This is a genomic window from Sulfuritalea sp. (assembly GCF_031426875.1).
GTDB lineage: Bacteria > Pseudomonadota > Gammaproteobacteria > Burkholderiales > Rhodocyclaceae > Sulfuritalea.
In genome coordinates, this window is sequence record NZ_JASJPC010000009.1 from 1 (window position 1) to 18056 (window position 18056).

The window sequence follows — 18056 nt, forward strand, 5'->3', positions numbered from 1 at the left end:
CAATCGTCCCCACGTTTACGTGCGGCTTCGTCCGCTCAAACTTGCCTTTTGCCATGTCGATTACCCCAACAAAAATGCACTAGATTAATGGTGCCCTTGGCGTGGATCGAACACGCGACCTCTCCCTTACCAAGGGAGTGCTCTACCACTGAGCTACAAGGGCTGAAACTCAAAACTGCGCAAAACAGAAACTGGAGCGGCGAGCGGGAATCGAACCCGCGTAATCAGCTTGGAAGGCTGAGGTTCTACCATTGAACTACCGCCGCCCGCCCTACTTGTCCGCTAACCGCCTTGTAAAACCTGTTGCCAAAACCTGCTGGTGGAGGGGGAAGGATTCGAACCTTCGAAGGCAGAGCCGTCAGATTTACAGTCTGATCCCTTTGACCGCTCGGGAACCCCTCCAGCTGAACCGACGATTATCACCAAATTTTTCCGAATCGTCAACGACAACATAAGTCATTTGCTGTCGTCGTCTGACGTTGGGATCCCCGACGCCGCGTGCAAGCCCTTCCGGCGGCCAGCCTAGCGCTCCCGCCCGGCCTCGTGCCAGGCCTTCTGCACCGGCGACAGCAGGTATTCGAGAATAGTCCGCTCGCCGAGCTTGACTTCGGCGGCAAGCTGCATGCCCGGCGCCAGCCGATAGGGCACGCCGTCGACGGCCAGCGTCTGCCGGTTCAGGCTGACCAGGGTGCGATAGGCCATTTGCGGCAGTTTTTGATCGCCATCGGTCTTCTCGGCGGCATCCGCGGCGATCTGTTCGACCCTGCCGTCTACCATGCCGTACTTCTGGAACTGGAAGGCGGCGAGTTTGAGCTTGACCTCCTGCCCCGGCCGCACGAAACCGACATCGTCGTTGGCCAGCCAGACCTCGGCGTGCAAGGTCTCGGCGTCGGGCACCAGGGTCATCAGGATGGTGCCCGGCTGCGTCACGGTGCCGGTGGTGTGGGTGGCCAGGTCCTTAACGCGGCCATTTTGCGGCGCCTTGAGTTCCAGCAGGCCGTGGCGGTGATCCTGCTTGGCCAGTTCCTGCGCCAGCTTCTCGAAGCGATCGGCGGTCTCGGCGCGCTCGTTCTGCAACTGGCGCACGTTGTCGCTCCTGATCTGCGCCACGCGCCGCTCCGATTGCACCATGTTGGCCCGCTCGCGGGCGATGACATGTTCCTGGGTCTTGAGGTCCTGTTCCTTTTCGATTCGCTCGCGCGCCTTGTCGTTGGCCATCAGTTTGCCGCTGAAACCGTCGGCGGTGAGTTTCCTGAACGCGGCTTCCTGCTCGCGGTACATCGGCAGGGTTTGCGCCAGTTTGTCGCGGGTCTGCTCGGCGGCCTGCATTTCCTGGCGAGAGCGCTCGTGGCCGGCGCGCTCCTGGTCGACCGCGGCCGCCAGTGCGTGGCGGTTGGCGGTGTATTGGGCCTGGATTTCGGCAAAGACGCTCATCGCGTCGCCCGACTCCATGACGAACGGCCGTTCGGCGAGTTCCGCATCGATGCGGCGCAAGCCCAGACGCTTGCGCTCGTGTTCGCGACGCACGCCGGCCAGGTCGGCCGCCGAGAGCGTCGGGTCCATGCGCATCAAGACCTGTCCGGCCTGTACTTGCTCGCCTTCGCGCACCAGGATTTCCCGCACCACGCCGGCTTCGGTGGGCTGCACGATCTTGACGTAGGTCTGCGGCACCAGGCGCCCCGGGGCCACGGCGACGATGTCGAGGCGGCCGACGGCGGCCCAGACCAGTGCCACCGCGACCAAGGCCAGCGCAATCTTCAACACGAGCTTGGGCAAGGGCGGCGGCGGGCTGGCCAAGAGCCGGGCCAGGGCGGGGTCGAATTCGGCGGGGGACAGCGGCGGGGCTACGGGCAGCGCGAAGTGGGGGAACTTGATCGCCATACATACTCCTCTACAGCGCCGCTCACACCGGATGGCCGAGGTGAGCGGCGGGTTCGATTACGCGACTTTTCTAAAACCTTCCTTGAGTCCTTTGAGCCGTTCCAGCGTGGCATTCGCCGACAGGGTGGCGAGCGGGTCGCTGGCCGTGGCCAGCGAGGGCGCAATGTTCGACGTCAGCGACGTGGCATGGGCACCCAGACCGGCGTTCCCGGCGTTGGCCAGATGCTGCGCCAGCGCGCTGTCGACATGATTCCAGCGCTTCGCCATGGCCGACGTAGCGTTCGATTTGGCAGCCAAACCCGGGGCATGTCCCGGGGCCGATGCCGCATCGAGCGCCGACAGCCACGCCGCGAGGCCGTCGCCTTCCGGTGTCGGACGACGGCTGTCCTTGCCCTGGCCCGCGTTGCGCCCGTTGCGGCGCTCCGGCCCGCCGTCCTCGTCGCGCCCTCCGCCGCGGCGCCCCGGATGGCCCGGAGTGCTGCCGTCGCCGTCGTTGTGGTTGTCCTCATGTCCCGGCGGCGGGGCGTCTTCGCCGTTGCCGACGCCTTCGTTGCCGTGGCTGACGGCGAGCACGAAGACGTCGGACACCGAGAGGCTGCCTTCGGTGCTGCCGGTCGCGGCTACCCGGTCGGTGGCCGTAACGCGCACATCCAGGTTCAGTTCGGCTTTCGGCGCAACGCCCGAGAAGACCAGGGTTTGCGCATCGAAATGCAGCCAGTCGGGCAATGCCGAGCCGTCGGTCAGCGTCGCCGCGTAGTCGAGCGTGTCGCCGACATCGACATCGGCGAAGCTGGTCGCCGGCACCTGCCACTGGAAGGCTTTGTGAAAGTTGACTTGCCGGTCGGCCAGCGGCGTGACGACGATGGGGGCGTCGTTGCTGCCGCTTATCGTCACATCGAGTGTTGCCGCGGTGCCGGCCATGCCGTCGGTCGCGATGTAGTCGAAATGCTCGATGCATTGCGCGGTGCGCCCCAGCGCCTGGATCTCCTGCGCGGCGTTGTCGAGTTGGTAGGAATAGCTGCCGTCCGCCGCCAGGGTCAGCGCCCCATGCTGGCCCTCGGAAGTGCCCGGCGCGGCGACGGTCAGGGTGGTTCCGGCATCGACATCGCTGTCGTTGGCGAGCACGTTGCCGCTCACCGCGGGCTGCGCATCCTCCACAACCCAGGCGCTGTCCGCGGCGGTCAGCGGCGCATCGTTGATCCCGGCGACCAACATGTCGAGCCAGGATTCCACGGCCGCCATGCCGTCGCTTGCGGCGTAGGCAAAGCGATCGACCGCCGTGCTGCCCGTCGCCAGCGACTGGACAGCCAGACTGTCGTTGTCGAGCCAGTAGGTGTAGCTGCCGTCCGGCGCCAGGGACAAGGCGCCAAACTGGCCTGCGTAGTCGCCTGGATGGGCCACCGCCAGCACGGTTCCGGCGTCGACGTCCAGGTCGTTGGCGAGAACATTGCCGCTGGCAGTCAGCACGTCGTCCTCAGCCAGGAAGGCGCCATCGGCGGTAACGACGGGCGCGTCGTTTGTGTTTTCTACCGACAGGACGAAGCGCTGGCTGGCAGAGGCGCCGGCGAGGTCGGTCGCCGTCACCGCAAGCGTGATTGCGCCCACATCGTCGTTCGTCGCCGTGCCGCCGAAGCTTTGGGTCGCGGCGTCGAAACCGAGCCAGGGCGGCAGCGGATCGCCATTGGCCAGTGTCGCCCGGTAGCTCAGCGTATCGCCAAAGTCGATATCGGTGAAGCTGTCCTCGGCCAGGGTGAAGACAAATGCGGAATCCTCAGTCAGCGTCAGGTCGGCCACGGTATTCGCCACCAGCGGCGCATCATTGACGTTGTGCACGGCAATCGTCATGGCCTGCTGCGCGGTTGCGCCCCAGCGGTCGGTGGCGACGAACTTGAGCGCCCATTCGCCGACATCGGCGTTGCCCGGCGTGCCGGCGAGATCGCCCGTGGCCGGATCGAACCCCAGCCAGCTTGGCAAGTCGCTGCCATCGGCCAGAGTTACGTCAAAGCCGAGTTCATCGCCCAAGTCGTTGTCCGCGAATGCCCCGGCCGGCAAGTCGAACACGAACGGCTCATCTTCGGCCAGACTCAATGCGTCCAACATTGTCTGCGCCAATGGCGCCCGATTGGTCAGTTCATCCAGACTCACCATGCCACCGTCGGCAAACTGCACTGCCGCAACGACCCTGTTCCCATCGACCCCGTAACCCGCCAGCAGCACGGAATCCGTCGCGCCATAGCGCAGGCGCAGGCCGCCGGCCTCGTGCTCGAAACTCAAGTCGCCACGGAAAATGCCCTCGCCAAAGACGATGCGGTTGCTGGCGGCGGCGCTCGCCGCGTCGATTACCACGTCATTGCCGTCGCCGCGCCGCAGGAAATAGCCGTCGTCGCCGACCGCGCCGGAAAGACTGTCGTCGCCCGCGCCGCCACTCAGGATGTCATTGCCGGCCCCGCCGACTATACGGTCGGTCAAGGCCGTCCCACGCAACTCGCCGTCACCATTGATATCGAAACCGTGGGCGAGCAATTGTTGCAAACTCATCTGGGTACCGTCGGCAAAGCTGAATTGCTCGATCACGGGGTTGGCCAAGGGCGCATCCGGATCGAAGCCCTCGATGTGGATGGCATCGTCCCCGGTGCCGATGCGGATCAAGAGCGAACCCAGTCCCAGGCTCAGCGCCGCCGGATCGATGCCGACGCCGAATTCGAGGGTATCGATGCCGCCCGTATCGGCGATGCGGTCGATGCCGTCGCCGGCGTTGAAGAGATAGGTATCGTCGCCGCGCCCGCCGGCCAGGACGTCATTGCCCGGACCGCCGGCCAGCGTATCGGCATCGGCCGTACCGGCCAGCGCGTCGGCAGTGTCGGTGCCCTGGATCGGTCCGCGCCCAACGGCCTGCGGCGCCAGACCGAATTGCGGATCGCCGAGAATCGACTGAATCGTCGCGGCCTCCAGAGCATCGAGATTGCCGTCCCTGGCATAGCGCATGGCGAGCGCGCCACCCACCGCCCTATCGCTTGAAACATCCACCAGCGCGGCGTCGAGCAGCGCGCCGATGGGCCAGGCGGCTTCCGCGCCGGCCGCATCGAACGCGGCGACCACGGCGGACAGGTCATAGCGCCTGACGTCGGCGTCGATGATTTGCAAGTCGAGGTGCAGCGGATAATCGGGATTCGACGGGTACCACCAAATCATACGTAGGCTGTCCATCGTGCCCAGCGTCAAGACAAGGTCATTGCCGTCACGGGTGAGCGACAGATCGCCCGTCGTCACGCCGCCGCCCAGCGACAGCGTCGCCGACTGGCTCACGGCAACGGTGTCATAGCCGTCGCCGCGATTGAAAGCCACGACGCTCGTCGCAGACCGGATGTCGACGTAGTCGTCTCCCGTGCCGCCGGCCATGAGACTGGCCGCCGTACCGTAGGAGTAGATCCAATCGTCGCCGGTTTCCGCCAGCAGCGCGGCGCCGCCGTTATCCGCTTCAATATCGTCCGCCCCGTCGCCGCCATGAAGAATTGCAGAGGTCTGCCCGGCTTCGATGTAGTCGCCACCGGCGCCTCCATAGGCAACCGCATCTTCGCCATACGCATACATTTCGTCGTCGCCGCCCAACCCGTCGATTGTCGCGAAGTCGGTGGTGCCGTAGAAGACATCGGAGCCCTCGGTCGGCGTCGTCATGACGATCCGGGCCTCAATATCCGCCGCGTTCCACGACGTGCCATCGGCGAATTCGACCCGCTTATTCGTGAAATCCTCACCAGAGGAATACCATCGCATCAGCTCAACGCGATCATTGCCATAGCTGAGATAAATGGAGTTAAAGCCCCGAGTTACGGTGACGTCCGCCGGACGCACGGAATCCGCAAAGCGAATCACGTCGACGTCGTCGGCCGTGCGCGAATCCTGGATGCGATCGATGCCATCGCCCCGGTCAAATCGATAGACATCGCTGCCGGTACCGCCCCACAATTGATCGTCCCCTGGACCGCCGATCAGCACGTCCGCACCGCCATTGGCAAACACAAAATCGTCACCGCCAAGCGCACTAATCGACTCGGGATCGTCCGAGCCCTGAATGACATCCGGGCCATCGCTGCCCACCAACGCGCTGCGATAGAGATCGGCAGCAAGCCAGACCGTGCCATCCTGAAATTCGACGCGCTTGTTCTTGTCTCCGCCGGAAAACCAGTTTTGCAGCGCGATCGAATCGTCGCCGTAGCGCAGGTACAAATGCATCGGGTCATGGCTGATCACTACTTCGGCGGGACGGACGTCCGACTCGAACCGAATGACGTCTTCAATACCCGATTCGACTGTGTCGAAAATAATGTCGTTGCCCGAACCACGCCGGAACACATAGACGTCCTGCCCGCCAGCGCCGGCGAGATCGTCATTGCCGCGCCCGCCATCGATCATGTTCGCGGCAGAATTGCCATTGATCTTGTTGTCCGCAGCGTTGCCGGTAGCCGAAGTCGCGCCACTCCCGCTCAGAAAGAGCTTCTCGACATTCGCCCCGAGCGTATAGCTGACCGGACTGACCACCGTATCCGTCCCACCCTGCGCACGGTCGGCCGCGCTCTCGACCACCACGTCGCCAGTCGAATCGACGTAATACATGTCGTCGCCGTCGCCGCCAGCCATTACGTCCTTACCTGCATATCCCGTCAGGACATCGGCCCCGGCACCGCCGATCAGAATGTCATCGCCGCCAGCGCCATAAATCCAGTCGTTGCCGTCGCCACCATTGAGCACATGGACGGTTGCCGAGCCGAACAGGTTGTCGGACCCTGCGGTGCCATTGACAGCGGTCTTGTCGGCCGCCAAAGTCAGTGCCACCCAGCGCTCGCTATCCGGCGCCTGATAGGCCGGGTCGGCGGCCCGCGCGAGGAGTTCATCCATCGAATGCCGGGAGCCATCGGCGAACTGAAAATACTCGATGCCGTAGCCCGCCATGCTGCCTGCGACGAAGCCGCCTTCCGGCTCGACGATGCGCAAGCCGCCGCTGCCGCCCCAGGAAATGTCCAGCGTGGCATAGAGCGCCGCGGTAGACGTGTTATCGACCATCCCGGAATGCAGCCAGCCGCGCGAAAACCTCAGACTGTCGAAGCCAACGCCAGCGTCGAAGCGTACCGTGTCGGTGCTCCCTTCCCCGGATCCCTCCTTTGCTCTCTCGTTGTTTCGGCTGTAGGTATAGTTCGACTGTGGCAGCAGTAGATTGATGCGCTTGACCGACTCGTCAATCACGTCCCAGCCTGCCTGTTGGCCAACGACCAGATAGGTGTCGTCACCGCCGCTCCCAGCCAGATAGTCATTGCCGGCGCCGCCAGAGATCACGTCGTCCGCACTGCGGCCAAACACGATGTCATCGCCCTCGCCGCCGAAGCCCAGCGCCGCCGCGGCGACATCGGAAATCAAGATGTCGTTGCCGGCACCGCCATCGACCAAAGTCTCGGGCGCGAAATACAGCACGTCGTCGCCTGCGCCACCGCGATATCCCAGCACATTGTGCAGCTCGGTACGCGTTGTTTGTACTCCCTGAATCCGTCCGGGCAGGAGCACATTCAGGCTGCTCTGGGTAAGACCCTCGTCCATGGCCAGATTCGCCGCATCGGCCATTTGCTGAACTACCTTGCTTGCCGTGACGGTAGTCGCGTTCCACGGCGAGACGCCATCGAGCACAAACCCGGCGCCTACACTCGCCGTGCCCGACCAGACTTGGGACTGTGCCCATCCAGTCATTACCGGCTCACTCTCCTCGTCTTCCGAATAGCTCCAGGTCAGCGGTACGAGGAATTCGCCAAGGTACTGCCCGGTGGTGAACTGATAGCTGGCGGAGCCCCAAGTCACGCTGAAATCCACTGCGGTGGAACTTTCCGTCCTGACGGTTTCCGCCCGATAGGGCTGGTCTCCTCCTGCAATCTCGCGGTAGCCGAAGCTGTAGTTGTTCGTCGTCTGCGACGGCGTCATGCCGCTCACCGTCCCGAAATGGGCGATATGCATCGTCTCTTCGCTCGCGGCATAGCTCGTGCCGTCCGGCGCAAAACGATACTCAACCGAGTACGACAGATTCGCGCTCGCCGACGTGCCCACACCGTAGCTGACCTCTTGCTTGGAATAGTGATCTTCCGTCACCTTCTGATACGACGAGTACTGGGAGTACGGCTTCGTATTCTGATAGCGCCACAGGTAGTGCGCTGCCGCGATCTGGTCGCTCCATGCATCGGCAAGCAAGTCGCCACTGCCGGCGGAACCGGCTATGAAATCCTCCATCGAACTCACCGTGCCGTCCGCCGCCTCCAACTGCCAGACCTGGTTGCCGTCGTAATAATCCTGGATCAGAAAGCCCGTATCCGCTCCGCGCACATGAAACCACAGGTCATTGTTCTGTCGCTCGGCGCGAAACAGGTCGGCGGTCATGCGTTCCCGCAGCACCACCGTGCTGGTTTCCCCGGTGGATTCGATCAGCGTGTGTTTTGGAGACTCACCGTCGAAATAGAACTCCGTCCAATCGAGCACATAACGATCCTGGCCGGCGCCGCCGATCAGCGTATCGTCAACCCAACCGCCGATGCCGCCGCTGAGGGTATCGCTGCCTTCCAGCCCCATCACCGTATCGCCGACCGCCGTTCCCACAAGCACGTCATCGCCGTTGGTGCCAACGATGGGCGCAATGGCGAGGCTGTCCAGTGCGGCCGTGTCGAAGACCGATCCGTCCTCGAATGCCAGACGCTGGATGCTTCGGGTCACCCCGCTGGCGCGATACCAGTTCGGTAGCGTTATCCCGTCCCGGGTTTCCGCAATGCCGATATGCAAGCTGCCGTCGGCGCGGCGGGCGAACACCAGATCGGACTGCGCAATGCCGGCGCCAAAGCTCAGGGTATTGACGGTGGCGCCAGTTTCTGTCCAGTCGTCGATCCGGTCCTTGCCGTCGCCGCGTGCAAAGAAGTACGTGTCATTGCCGCTGCCGCCGCTGAGAATGTCTGCGCCTGCGCCACCAGTGAGACTGTCGACGCCATCGCCGCCTTGCAGATTGTCATCGCCCGCGCCTCCCGCGATCCGATCGCTGACATTGGTCCCGGCGATCGAGTCGGCACTGTCGCTGCCTTCCAGATCGAAGCCCTGCTCCATCAGAGCTTCATAGCCGAGCGTGGAGCCATCGTCGAACTCGATGCGTTCAAACGGGCGCTGGGCAAAAACGTCGCCGTGGCTGAAGTTGTCAAAATGCATGACATCGTTGGCATCGGCTCCCACCTGGATCGCCAGCGAGCCCGTCCTGAGCGTCAGGTCATTGCCGGTGACCCCGGACAGCTTCAGGACATTGCCATTGCCCGTCGGCGTCGAAGCGGTCGCAATGCGGTCGGTGCCGTCGCCAGGCGCATAGTAAAGGGTGGCGTTGCTGCCGAGCACGCTGATCGCATCGTTGCCCGCACCGCCGCTCACGCGCACATCGTTGCCCGCAGCGATCAGCGTGTCAGCCAAGGACCCGCCCAGCAGCGTCGCACCGGGACGGGCAGTCGACAGAGATACTGCCTCACTGAGCTTGCTGCCGACAAACTGCGCCCACTCCTTGGCAGTGCCGTCACCAAACTCGATGCGCTCAAGGGCGTCGGTGAGGCCGCCCTTGATATCGATGCGCCCCTGGCCGAACGCCAAGCGCAGATCCTCGGCGCCAACCCGCGTCAGGCTCAAGTCGGCCAGACCGATTCCGGGGCCGAAACGCAACGTGTCGCGGCCAGCCGCGTCTTTGATGACCTCGACCGTGGTCGAACCCGGTGCGCTATCGCCCAGATTGATCACATAGACGTCATCGCCGGCGCCACCGTCAAGATCGTCGGCGCCCGTACCTCCAAGCAGCGTATCGTTGCCGTCACCGCCCGCCAGCGTGTCGACGCCCTCGCCGCCGCGAAGATCGTCGTTGCCGCTGCCCCCATCGAGCAAGTCATTGCCCCCGCCGCCGCTGAGCAAATCGTTGCCGCCTTCGCCGAAGAGCGTGTCGTCATCGGCACCGCCATCGAGCGTATCGTCGCCGGCGACGGACGGCTCGCCTTTCAATTCGGTATCGCCCAGCAGCACATCTTTTCCGGCACCGCCAAATATCACGTCGCTGCCACGGCCCCCGGCCAGCACGTCCTCGCCCGCACCGCCATCGACGAAGTCGTTGCCGTAGCTCGCCGTCACCCAGTCCGCCCCGGCCCCGGCGTAGATGACGTCGTTGCCGCCCGCGCTCGCCCAATTCAGGTCCATGTCGTTAAACGTCACGAGCCGGCGGACTCCCCCCAGCACGGCCTCGTCGGCAACCGATGTGCGCACCACGTTCCAGGTGCGATAAATGTTGTCCGCCAGGAGGTCGCCGTCGATGGTGTCGTCGCCTGGCCCGCCGATCAGGATGTCTTCGCCGCTGCCACCCAGCAGAAGGTCGTGGCCGCTGCCGCCGATGGCCAGGTCGTCGCCCGGACCGGCGGAAAGCGCTTCGCCTTGCGCGCCGCTCCCCGGATCATTTTGTTTCTTCAAGGCAGCACCGACGGTAAGCATTTCGTCGGCATACAGCCGGTCGTTGCCGTTGCCTTCGACGACGATGTCGCGCCCGGCGCCGCCAGCGACGACGTCGTTACCCGCGCCGCCCATCATCCAGTCGTCGTCCGTGCCGCCCAGGACGTAATCGTCCTTGCCGCTGAACATGCTGACGATGTTGTCGTTGCCGCCCAAGCCCGAGATCAGCTCGTTGGCGATCACGCCCGCATAGACATTGTCGTTGAGGCTGTTGTCGCCCTCGTCGCCGGTGATGGTGCGGGTGGCCGGCGGCTTCGGTGCGCCGGGGAGGGTGATGCCCAGTTCGCCGGCGGCATAGTTCTCCACCGTGGTGGTGCCGGCGGCACTTTCGATGCGCAGCCGGCCGCGACCATTGGCATCGGGGACGAAGCGGTAGGTCACGCCGTTCCTGGCCCACACCCCGGCGGAGACGGCGTCCCCGCCATCGAGCGCAACGCCGTTGAGCTTGATCGTGCCCTGGCCGTCGCTGTCGAGCACGGTGTCGTTGCCGTCGCCGGCGACCAGGACGTAGGTGTCGTCGCCCGTGCCGCCTTCGAGGCGATCGTCGCCAGCATTGCCGTTGAGGGTGTCGTTGCCCGCCCCGCCGTAGAGGTGGTCGACAACGCCCTTGCCCTCCAACGTGTCGGCGCCATCGGCACCGAAGGCGTAGACGTGGGTGCTGTAATCGAGCATCCCTTGCTGAATCGTGTAGCCGCTGGCGATGTCAGTGAAATACTGGGTGGTCGAATCTTTCAGATAGGGATGGTCGCTATCTTGCGGCTTGTAGCCGGGGTTTTGCGGATTGATGTTCTGCCCATTGAACCAGCTCTTGCGCTGCAGGAACTCGGCTCGGTCGGCGAGCCAGGCGTCGCTGATCGGGGCCAGGACTCGGCCGGCATGCCATTGGCCCAGGCGTCCCGGTCGGCTTTCCAGAGCGCATACAGCGGCGAGGTCTCGAACAGGACGGCCTGCGCCGCGCTGCCGGTGCCGAGGACGAAGGGACTCAGGCTGTAGAGCGCGGCAAAGGCGCCGAAGTCATTGCGGGCGCTGTCCTTGAGGCTGGCGCCGGCGGCGGCCAGCGTGAGGCCGGGGCTGCCGGCGGCGAGCAGGGTCTGGTAGCTCTCGCTGCCGGTGATGGCGTTGAGCGTGGCGTAGAGCTTGTCGCGTCCGCTGTAGCCGCCGCTGTCGGACGTGCTCCACCATGTGTTGCCGTCCGGGTTGCCGTTGAGCCGGTTGGCCTTTGTCTGCGGGCCGAGGAAGAGGTCGGCCAGGGCATTGACGACGTTCTCCAGGACGTCGCCTTCGGCTTGGCCTTGGCTGTTGCCGATCGAGAGGTCGCCGTTTTCTGCCTTGCGCCAGGAGGCGTTCTTGAGGATCGTGATGAGCGTGCCTGCGGCCGTAGCGCGTTGGTCGGCGGGCAGCAATTGCAGCAAGGTGTTCTGGACGTTGAGGCTGTCGATGATCAGCGTGAGACTGTGGTCGTCGCCGAAGTCCTTGGTGCTGAAACCATTCACCAGCAGCCGCACGTCGGCGGCGGCCAGCGTGGCGCTGAGCCCGGCCAGGCCGATGCCGCCACGCCAATTGGGCTGATCCTCGATGAACAGATGCGCGTCGGTGCCATGGTGCCACAGCGAATGCGCGACCACGGCGACGGGATTGCCGGACGAGTATTCCCAGCCCACGGCGTCGTACTGGTTGGGCAAGGCCGGCGTGCCCGGCAGCTTGTCCAGGCCGCCGCTGGCGATCAGGTCGACGATGCCGCCGGCAAGGCTGCGCACCTCGGTGGCGAACTCCGTGCGCGTGGCCAGTATGGCGAGCTGGTAGTCAATGTTTTCGGCAAGGATGTCGCGGTCGGCCACGCGCTTGGGTGAAAGGCTGGTGTCGCCCGAACTCAGATTGGGCACCGTATTGGCAACGTCGTTGATGGTCAGGGCGCGATAGACGGCGCCTCGCGAACCGAGCAGGAGTTGGTAATCCTGTTCGAGCAGGGAATCGCGGTCTGTGCCAAAGGCGGTGGCGACGCGATCGCGGATGGCGCCGGTGAGCAGGCCGCCATTGGCCTGGATGTCGGCGCGCAGTTGCGCGTAGATTTCCTGGCCTTTATCGGTCGCGAACATCCAGGACAGCCCGGCGCTCGTCTCGGCCTGTTGGCGCAAGACGCGAAAGCGGTTGAGCATGGCGCTGAGGCTGCCGTGGCCGATCTTCCCGACACCGGCGCCGTTGAAGGTAATGACCTGGTCGAGGGTGGCCGGTGGCGGGCCGGCCTGGAGTTCTTCCTGGCGCAGCAGGTTGAAGGCCGTGGCCAGATGTCCGCCCAGGCTGTAGCCGGTGACGGTGTAGGTCTTGCCGGCGAGCTTGTCGGGATCGGCGGCAAGTTTGGCGTACCACGCTTCCATGTCGGCGATCTGGCCCAGGGCGAAGCCCCCTTCCGATATCTCCAGTTCGTTGGTCGCCTTGTTGTCGCGGGCGTGGTCGTCGGTGAATTCGGTGCTGCGGAAGCTGAGGACGAGATCGTCCTTCCTGATGCCGTTGGCTGGATCGTCCTTGATCGCCTTGAACAGCGTCCCCGAGAAACCAGTGGTGGTGTTGGCCTTCTGGTCGAGCACTTCCCATTGGGATGCAAAGGCGTCGGCCTGGGGTTGGGTGAATTTGAGGGAGCGGTTGTTGCCGGCGATGAGGGCGGTGATCAAGTCGGTTCCAGACGAGGCAAGCGCATTTGTCTTCTCATCTCGAATAAAGGCTTCTGCCGCCATCTGTAGATTGGCGAACTTGAGGTAGTCAGCAATGGTCAGTGTGGTCATGTTCAATTCTCCAGAATGGGTTTCAGCACTTTTTCAACAAAGACCTGAGCTTGCCGTTGCTGAGCCCTTGCACCATGGCGGGGCGCAAACTCTGGGCAGGCATTGTCGGCAGCGAACAACCACGGCGAGCGTCCGCTGTTGGTATTGCCTTGTCCCCGATCCATCATGTAGCCGATGCGCTCGGCCATGACTTCGTTGGTCTGCAGGTCGATGACCTTGAGCGAACTGCCGGCGATCCAGTGGTCGCGTTCTTCGCGGGTCGAGATGTCGTCGTAAGTCACACCGTAGCGCGGCATGGAGTCGGGGGAAGGGACTTTGTCGAGAACAAAGCGCTTATAGGTCTTCGAGTAGCTAGCGTCGTACCGCCAAGGCTCATCAATCCGTCCAGTGTAGCGATACCGCTTGCCGTCCTTGGGGTCGAGGGCTTCGACGTAGTGGTAGCCGCGATACTCTGGCGAACCGGGATTCAATGGGCCGCGGTTGTTCGCTTGGAAGCTTCCCTTTGCAAAGCTTTCAATATACCCATCCCCGCCCAAGTCCCGCCCATACGGATCATCCATCGCATACTGATCCCCGTGGTTGATGCCCTGCGGCCGCAGTTTCATCAGGAACACGCCCTCGACGTTTTCTGCCGTGCGGTGGATGAAGACCCCGGCCTTCTTGCAGCGCTCGGCGAACATCGCCTCGGCCTTCGCCAGCCTTTCTCCGCGTTCCTCGACGCCGGCGAGTTGCGCGCCGCCGGTGGCGGCGCAGGCGGCCAGGATGAAGGGCAGCAGGCCGGTGGCGATTCGTTGGAATAGTGTCTTGCTCATGCGGCGATCCTCCTGAGGTTTTGATACGCGGCGTTCGGTGTCATGTCGCCGTGTCGCCAGCGCCAACTCTTGCCGTTCACTCATTGCCGTTCCCCTTTGTGAAATTCCTTCATTCCCGATCCTCCCCATCGCCCGCCTCGCCCGTCCCCTGCGGCACGGCGTCGGCCATCCCCAGCGTCACCACCTCATCCACCTGCAAGCCTCTTGGCACTTGATGCGCGATGAAGAGGATGGTCACCTTGCCTTTGAGCTGATTGATGGTCCTAGCGAAGTGCTCGGCCGTCTCGTGGTCGAGGTTCGCCGTGGCCTCGTCGAAGATCAGCACCCTGGGCCGCTTGAGCAGCGCCCGGGCGATGGCGATGCGCTGCTTCTGGCCGCCCGACAGCCCGACGCCGTGTTCGCCGAGTTCGGTCTGGTAGCCGGCCGGCAGGGCTTCGATGCTGTCGTGAATCTCGGCCATGCGGGCGGCGGCGACGATCTCGTCGAAGCCTGAGTGCGGGTTGGCCAGTTGCAGATTCTCGATCACGGTGCCGGCGAAGAGCACGGTCTCCTGCGGCACCACGCCGTAGGTCTGGCGCAGCTCGTTGGCGGCGAAATGCGTGATGTCGCGGCCGTCCAGCATTATGCGGCCGTCCTGCGGGCGGTAGAAGCCGAGCAGGAGTTTCGCCAGCGTGCTCTTGCCGCAGCCGGACGGGCCGGCGATCAGGGTGGTGCGGCCGGGGCGAAAGGCGAGGTCGAGATGGCGATAGAGCCAGGGGTGGTGTTCGCTGTAGCGGAAGGAAACGCCGTGCAGTTCGATGCGCCCGTCGCTGCTCCGGGTGCGGCTGGGTTGCAGGGCGTAGGGTTCGACCGGCGCGTCCATCAGGTCGCCCAGGCGCTTGACGGCGATATCGGCCTGCTGGAATTCCTGGTAGAGCCCGACCAGGCGCAGCATCGGCTGCGACAGGCGCCCGGCGAACATCTGGAAGGCGACCAGCATGCCGATGGTGAAGCCGCTGTTTTGCATCACCAGGAGTGCCCCGACCACCAGCACGGCCAGGCTTTGCAGTTGTTCCAGCGCGTTGGCCACGGTGTTGTAGCTGTTGGCGGCCTGCTTGGTGTCGAAGCCGGCGGCGAGGTAGGCGGCGAGGAAGCCGCCGTAGCGGCGCTCCAGCTGCGTTTCGAGTTGCAGGGATTTCACGGTTTCCATGCCGGCGACGTATTCGGTGACGAAGGCCTGGTTGCGTGCGCCGAGCAGGAACTGCCGGTCGAGGCGCTGGCGGAACAGCGGCGTGACGGCGAGCGAAAGCAGCGCCAGGAGCGTCAGCAGGCCGAGCACGATCAGCGAGAGTTGCCACGAATACCAGAACATCACGGCCAAGAGCACCGTCATGAAAGGCAGGTCGAGCAGCAAGGTGACGGCGGCGCCGGAGACGAATTCGCGGATGGTCTCGACGCCGTGCAAGCGGGCCACCAGGGTGCCGGTCGGGCGCTGGGCGAAGTAGGGCAAGGGCAGGCGCAGCAGGTGGCCGAAGACGCGGCTGCCAAGTACGGCGTCAATGCGATTGCCGGTGTGCAGCACCAGATACTGGCGTACCCAGGTGAAGGCGGCAGAGAACAGCAGCGCCAGAAAGAGGCCGACGCCGACGGCGATGAGCGTGCTCTGCGTCTGATGCACGACGATCTTGTCGATCACTACCTGAGTGAACAGTGGCGTGACCAGACCCACCAGTTGCAGCGCCAGCGAGGCGGCGAGGATGTCGCGCCAGACCTTTCGGTAGCGCAACAGTTCGGGGATGAACCAGCGGAAGCCGAAGGGACGGCTATCCTCCTCCTGCGTCTGGCCGTCGATGTCGCGCAGGGCTTCGGCTTTGGTGCTGAAAGACCAGGCTAGGGGCTGGCAGCGGCTGCGCAGCGTGTCGAGGCCTTCGCGGTGGGGCAGTTCGGGCGGCTCGGCGCCGGTGCACAGGCAGCGCACAGCATCGCCTTCGGCGCGCAACAGCAGCAGCGGCGAGGCGGCCGCCGTTTCCTCGACCGCGATATCGGTCCGCGGCAAGGCGACCAGCGGAAAGGGCAGGTCGGTCGCGGTCGCGGCCCGGTCGAGGGCGACTTCCTCGACGCCCAGCCCGAGGCGGTCGGCGGCGTCGAACAATGCGGGCAAGCCGTAATGGCCGTCGGCATCGGGCGGGAAATGCTGCAGCAGCAGTTCCGCCTCGAAGGGGATGCGCTGCAGCCGGCACAGGCCGGCAACGAGACGAACGAACTCGGCGCGCGCGAGGCGGGCGCCGGTCATGGCCGGGCCTCGCGCTTGTATGCGCTAGTGCTCGAATTCACGTAAACCCCTCCTTGTCAATCGCTTGCCTTTTGCGCAGAAACGGCGCGGCTGCCGCGCCATGACTGCATCACGTCTTGTGCGTGAATTTCCTGCCGGGAGAGAGTGTTCCAGCGCTTGAGGCGCCGTGTCGGTCTAGTGCTGTGTCATGATACGGGACAGACATCTACCGGGCAACATATTTCTGGTCGCGGTCGCCGCCGCCGAATTCGACCATGGCGGACGAGGCCCCGGATCGGGGCGACCGCGGCGTAGAATCCCGCGACACCCCAACGCCGGAGAACGCCATGAACGCCCCCAACGACCGCCCCCCGCTGCCGCAGGATCTGGCCGACACGCTCGCCACCCGCTTCGGCTCGCGTTTTTCCGTCGCCGCCGCCGTGCGCCTGCATCACGGCAAGGACGAGTCTTCGCACACGCCGATGCCGCCGGATGCCGTGGTATTCGCCGAATCGACTGCGGAAGTCGCGGAGATCGTCGGCCTGTGCCACCGTTATCGCACTCCGGTCATCGCTTTCGGCACCGGCACCTCGCTCGAAGGCCACTTGCTGGCGGTGCAGGGCGGCGTCTGCATCGACTTGTCGGCCCTCAACCAGGTCGTCGCCGTGCGCGAGGAGGATCTCGACGCCACGGTGCAGTGCGGCGTCACGCGCAAGGCGCTGAATGCCGCCTTGAACGGTACCGGCCTGTTCTTCCCTATTGATCCGGGCGCCGATGCCAGCCTCGGCGGCATGGCCGCGACACGGGCCTCGGGAACCAACGCCGTGCGCTACGGCACCATGCGCGAGAACGTCTTGGGCATGACCGTGGTGCTGCCTGACGGGCGCATTCTCAAGACTGGCGGCCGCGCCCGCAAGTCGGCGGCGGGCTATGACCTGACACGATTGATGATCGGTTCCGAAGGCACGCTGGGCATCATCACCGAACTGACGGTCAAGCTCTATCCGGTGCCCGAGGCGATTTCCAGCGCGGTCTGCGCCTTCCCGACGCTGGCGGCGGCGGTTCGGACCGTGATCCAGACCATACAGCTCGGCGTACCGGTGGCACGCATCGAACTGCTCGACAAGCTGGCGATCACAGCCATCAACCGACACAGCAAGACCACGCTACGCGAAGCGCCGACCTTGTTCTTTGAATTCCATGGTTCGCCGACCGGCGTCAAGGAACAGGCCGAGACGGTGCAGGAAATAGCCGCCGAACACGGCGGGCAGGATTTCGAATGGGCGACTCGCCCCGAAGATCGCAGCCGCCTGTGGCAAGCGCGCCACGATGCCTACTATGCCGGCCTCGGCCTCAAGCCGGGCTGCCGGGCGCTCACCACCGACGTCTGCGTGCCGATCTCGATGCTGGCGGATTGCATTGCCGAGAGCTACCTGGACCTCGATCAGGAAGCCAGCAACCTGGCCGGCCCGCTGGTGGGCCATGTCGGCGACGGCAATTTCCACATGATGCTGCTGGTCGACGCCGACAATCCCGAAGACCTTGCCCGAGCCAAGGGCTTTGCCTCGCGCTTGGCGCAACGCGCCATACGCATGGACGGCACCTGCACCGGCGAGCATGGCATCGGCATCGGCAAGCAGGACTACATGACGCTGGAACACGGCGAGGTCGCCATCGACCTGATGCGCACCATCAAACGTGCGATCGATCCCGACAACATCCTGAATCCGGGTAAGATTCTGCCGCCGTCCTGACCGGGGACGGCAAGGCAGGATGCGCGGCCCA

Annotated in this window: 6 protein-coding genes and 3 tRNA genes; 1 reads left to right on the top strand and 8 read right to left on the bottom strand. The window is 64.5% G+C overall.

The features are described 5' to 3' along the window. Positions 1 to 88: 88 nt before the first annotated feature. The 8 genes from RMO95_RS04875 to RMO95_RS04910 form a co-directional block, all read right to left on the bottom strand. Positions 89 to 163, bottom strand: a tRNA-Thr gene (locus RMO95_RS04875). A 29-nt stretch (positions 164 to 192) separates the two neighbouring features. After that, positions 193 to 266 (bottom strand) — tRNA-Gly (locus RMO95_RS04880). 51 nt (positions 267 to 317) lie between these two features. Next, a tRNA-Tyr gene (locus RMO95_RS04885) sits at positions 318 to 402 on the bottom strand. Positions 403 to 522: 120 nt separating this feature from the next. Then, the gene (locus tag RMO95_RS04890) at positions 523 to 1881 is read right to left on the bottom strand and encodes an HlyD family type I secretion periplasmic adaptor subunit (RefSeq protein ID WP_310449471.1); all 1359 of its coding nucleotides are present in this window, start codon (positions 1879 to 1881) and stop codon (positions 523 to 525) included. A gap of 57 nt (positions 1882 to 1938) precedes the next feature. Next, positions 1939 to 11100 (bottom strand): putative Ig domain-containing protein, encoded by a 9162-nt coding sequence (locus RMO95_RS04895; RefSeq protein WP_310449472.1) that lies wholly within the window; start codon positions 11098 to 11100, stop codon positions 1939 to 1941. Positions 11101 to 11159: 59 nt separating this feature from the next. Continuing rightward, entirely contained in the window at positions 11160 to 13208 is a 2049-nt protein-coding gene (locus RMO95_RS04900; protein WP_310449473.1) for a hypothetical protein, read from the bottom strand. A 2-nt stretch (positions 13209 to 13210) separates the two neighbouring features. Then, a complete protein-coding gene (locus RMO95_RS04905) occupies positions 13211 to 14020 on the bottom strand; it encodes a hypothetical protein (protein WP_310449474.1) in 810 nt (269 codons plus the stop codon). A 109-nt stretch (positions 14021 to 14129) separates the two neighbouring features. Further along, the gene (locus RMO95_RS04910) at positions 14130 to 16292 is read right to left on the bottom strand and encodes a peptidase domain-containing ABC transporter (protein ID WP_310449475.1); all 2163 of its coding nucleotides are present in this window, start codon (positions 16290 to 16292) and stop codon (positions 14130 to 14132) included. 326 nt (positions 16293 to 16618) lie between these two features. Between RMO95_RS04910 and RMO95_RS04915 the strand changes: the two genes are divergently transcribed. After that, positions 16619 to 18025: an FAD-binding oxidoreductase gene (locus RMO95_RS04915; protein ID WP_310449476.1), complete on the top strand. Its 1407-nt coding sequence runs from the start codon at positions 16619 to 16621 to the stop codon at positions 18023 to 18025. Positions 18026 to 18056 lie beyond the last annotated feature (31 nt).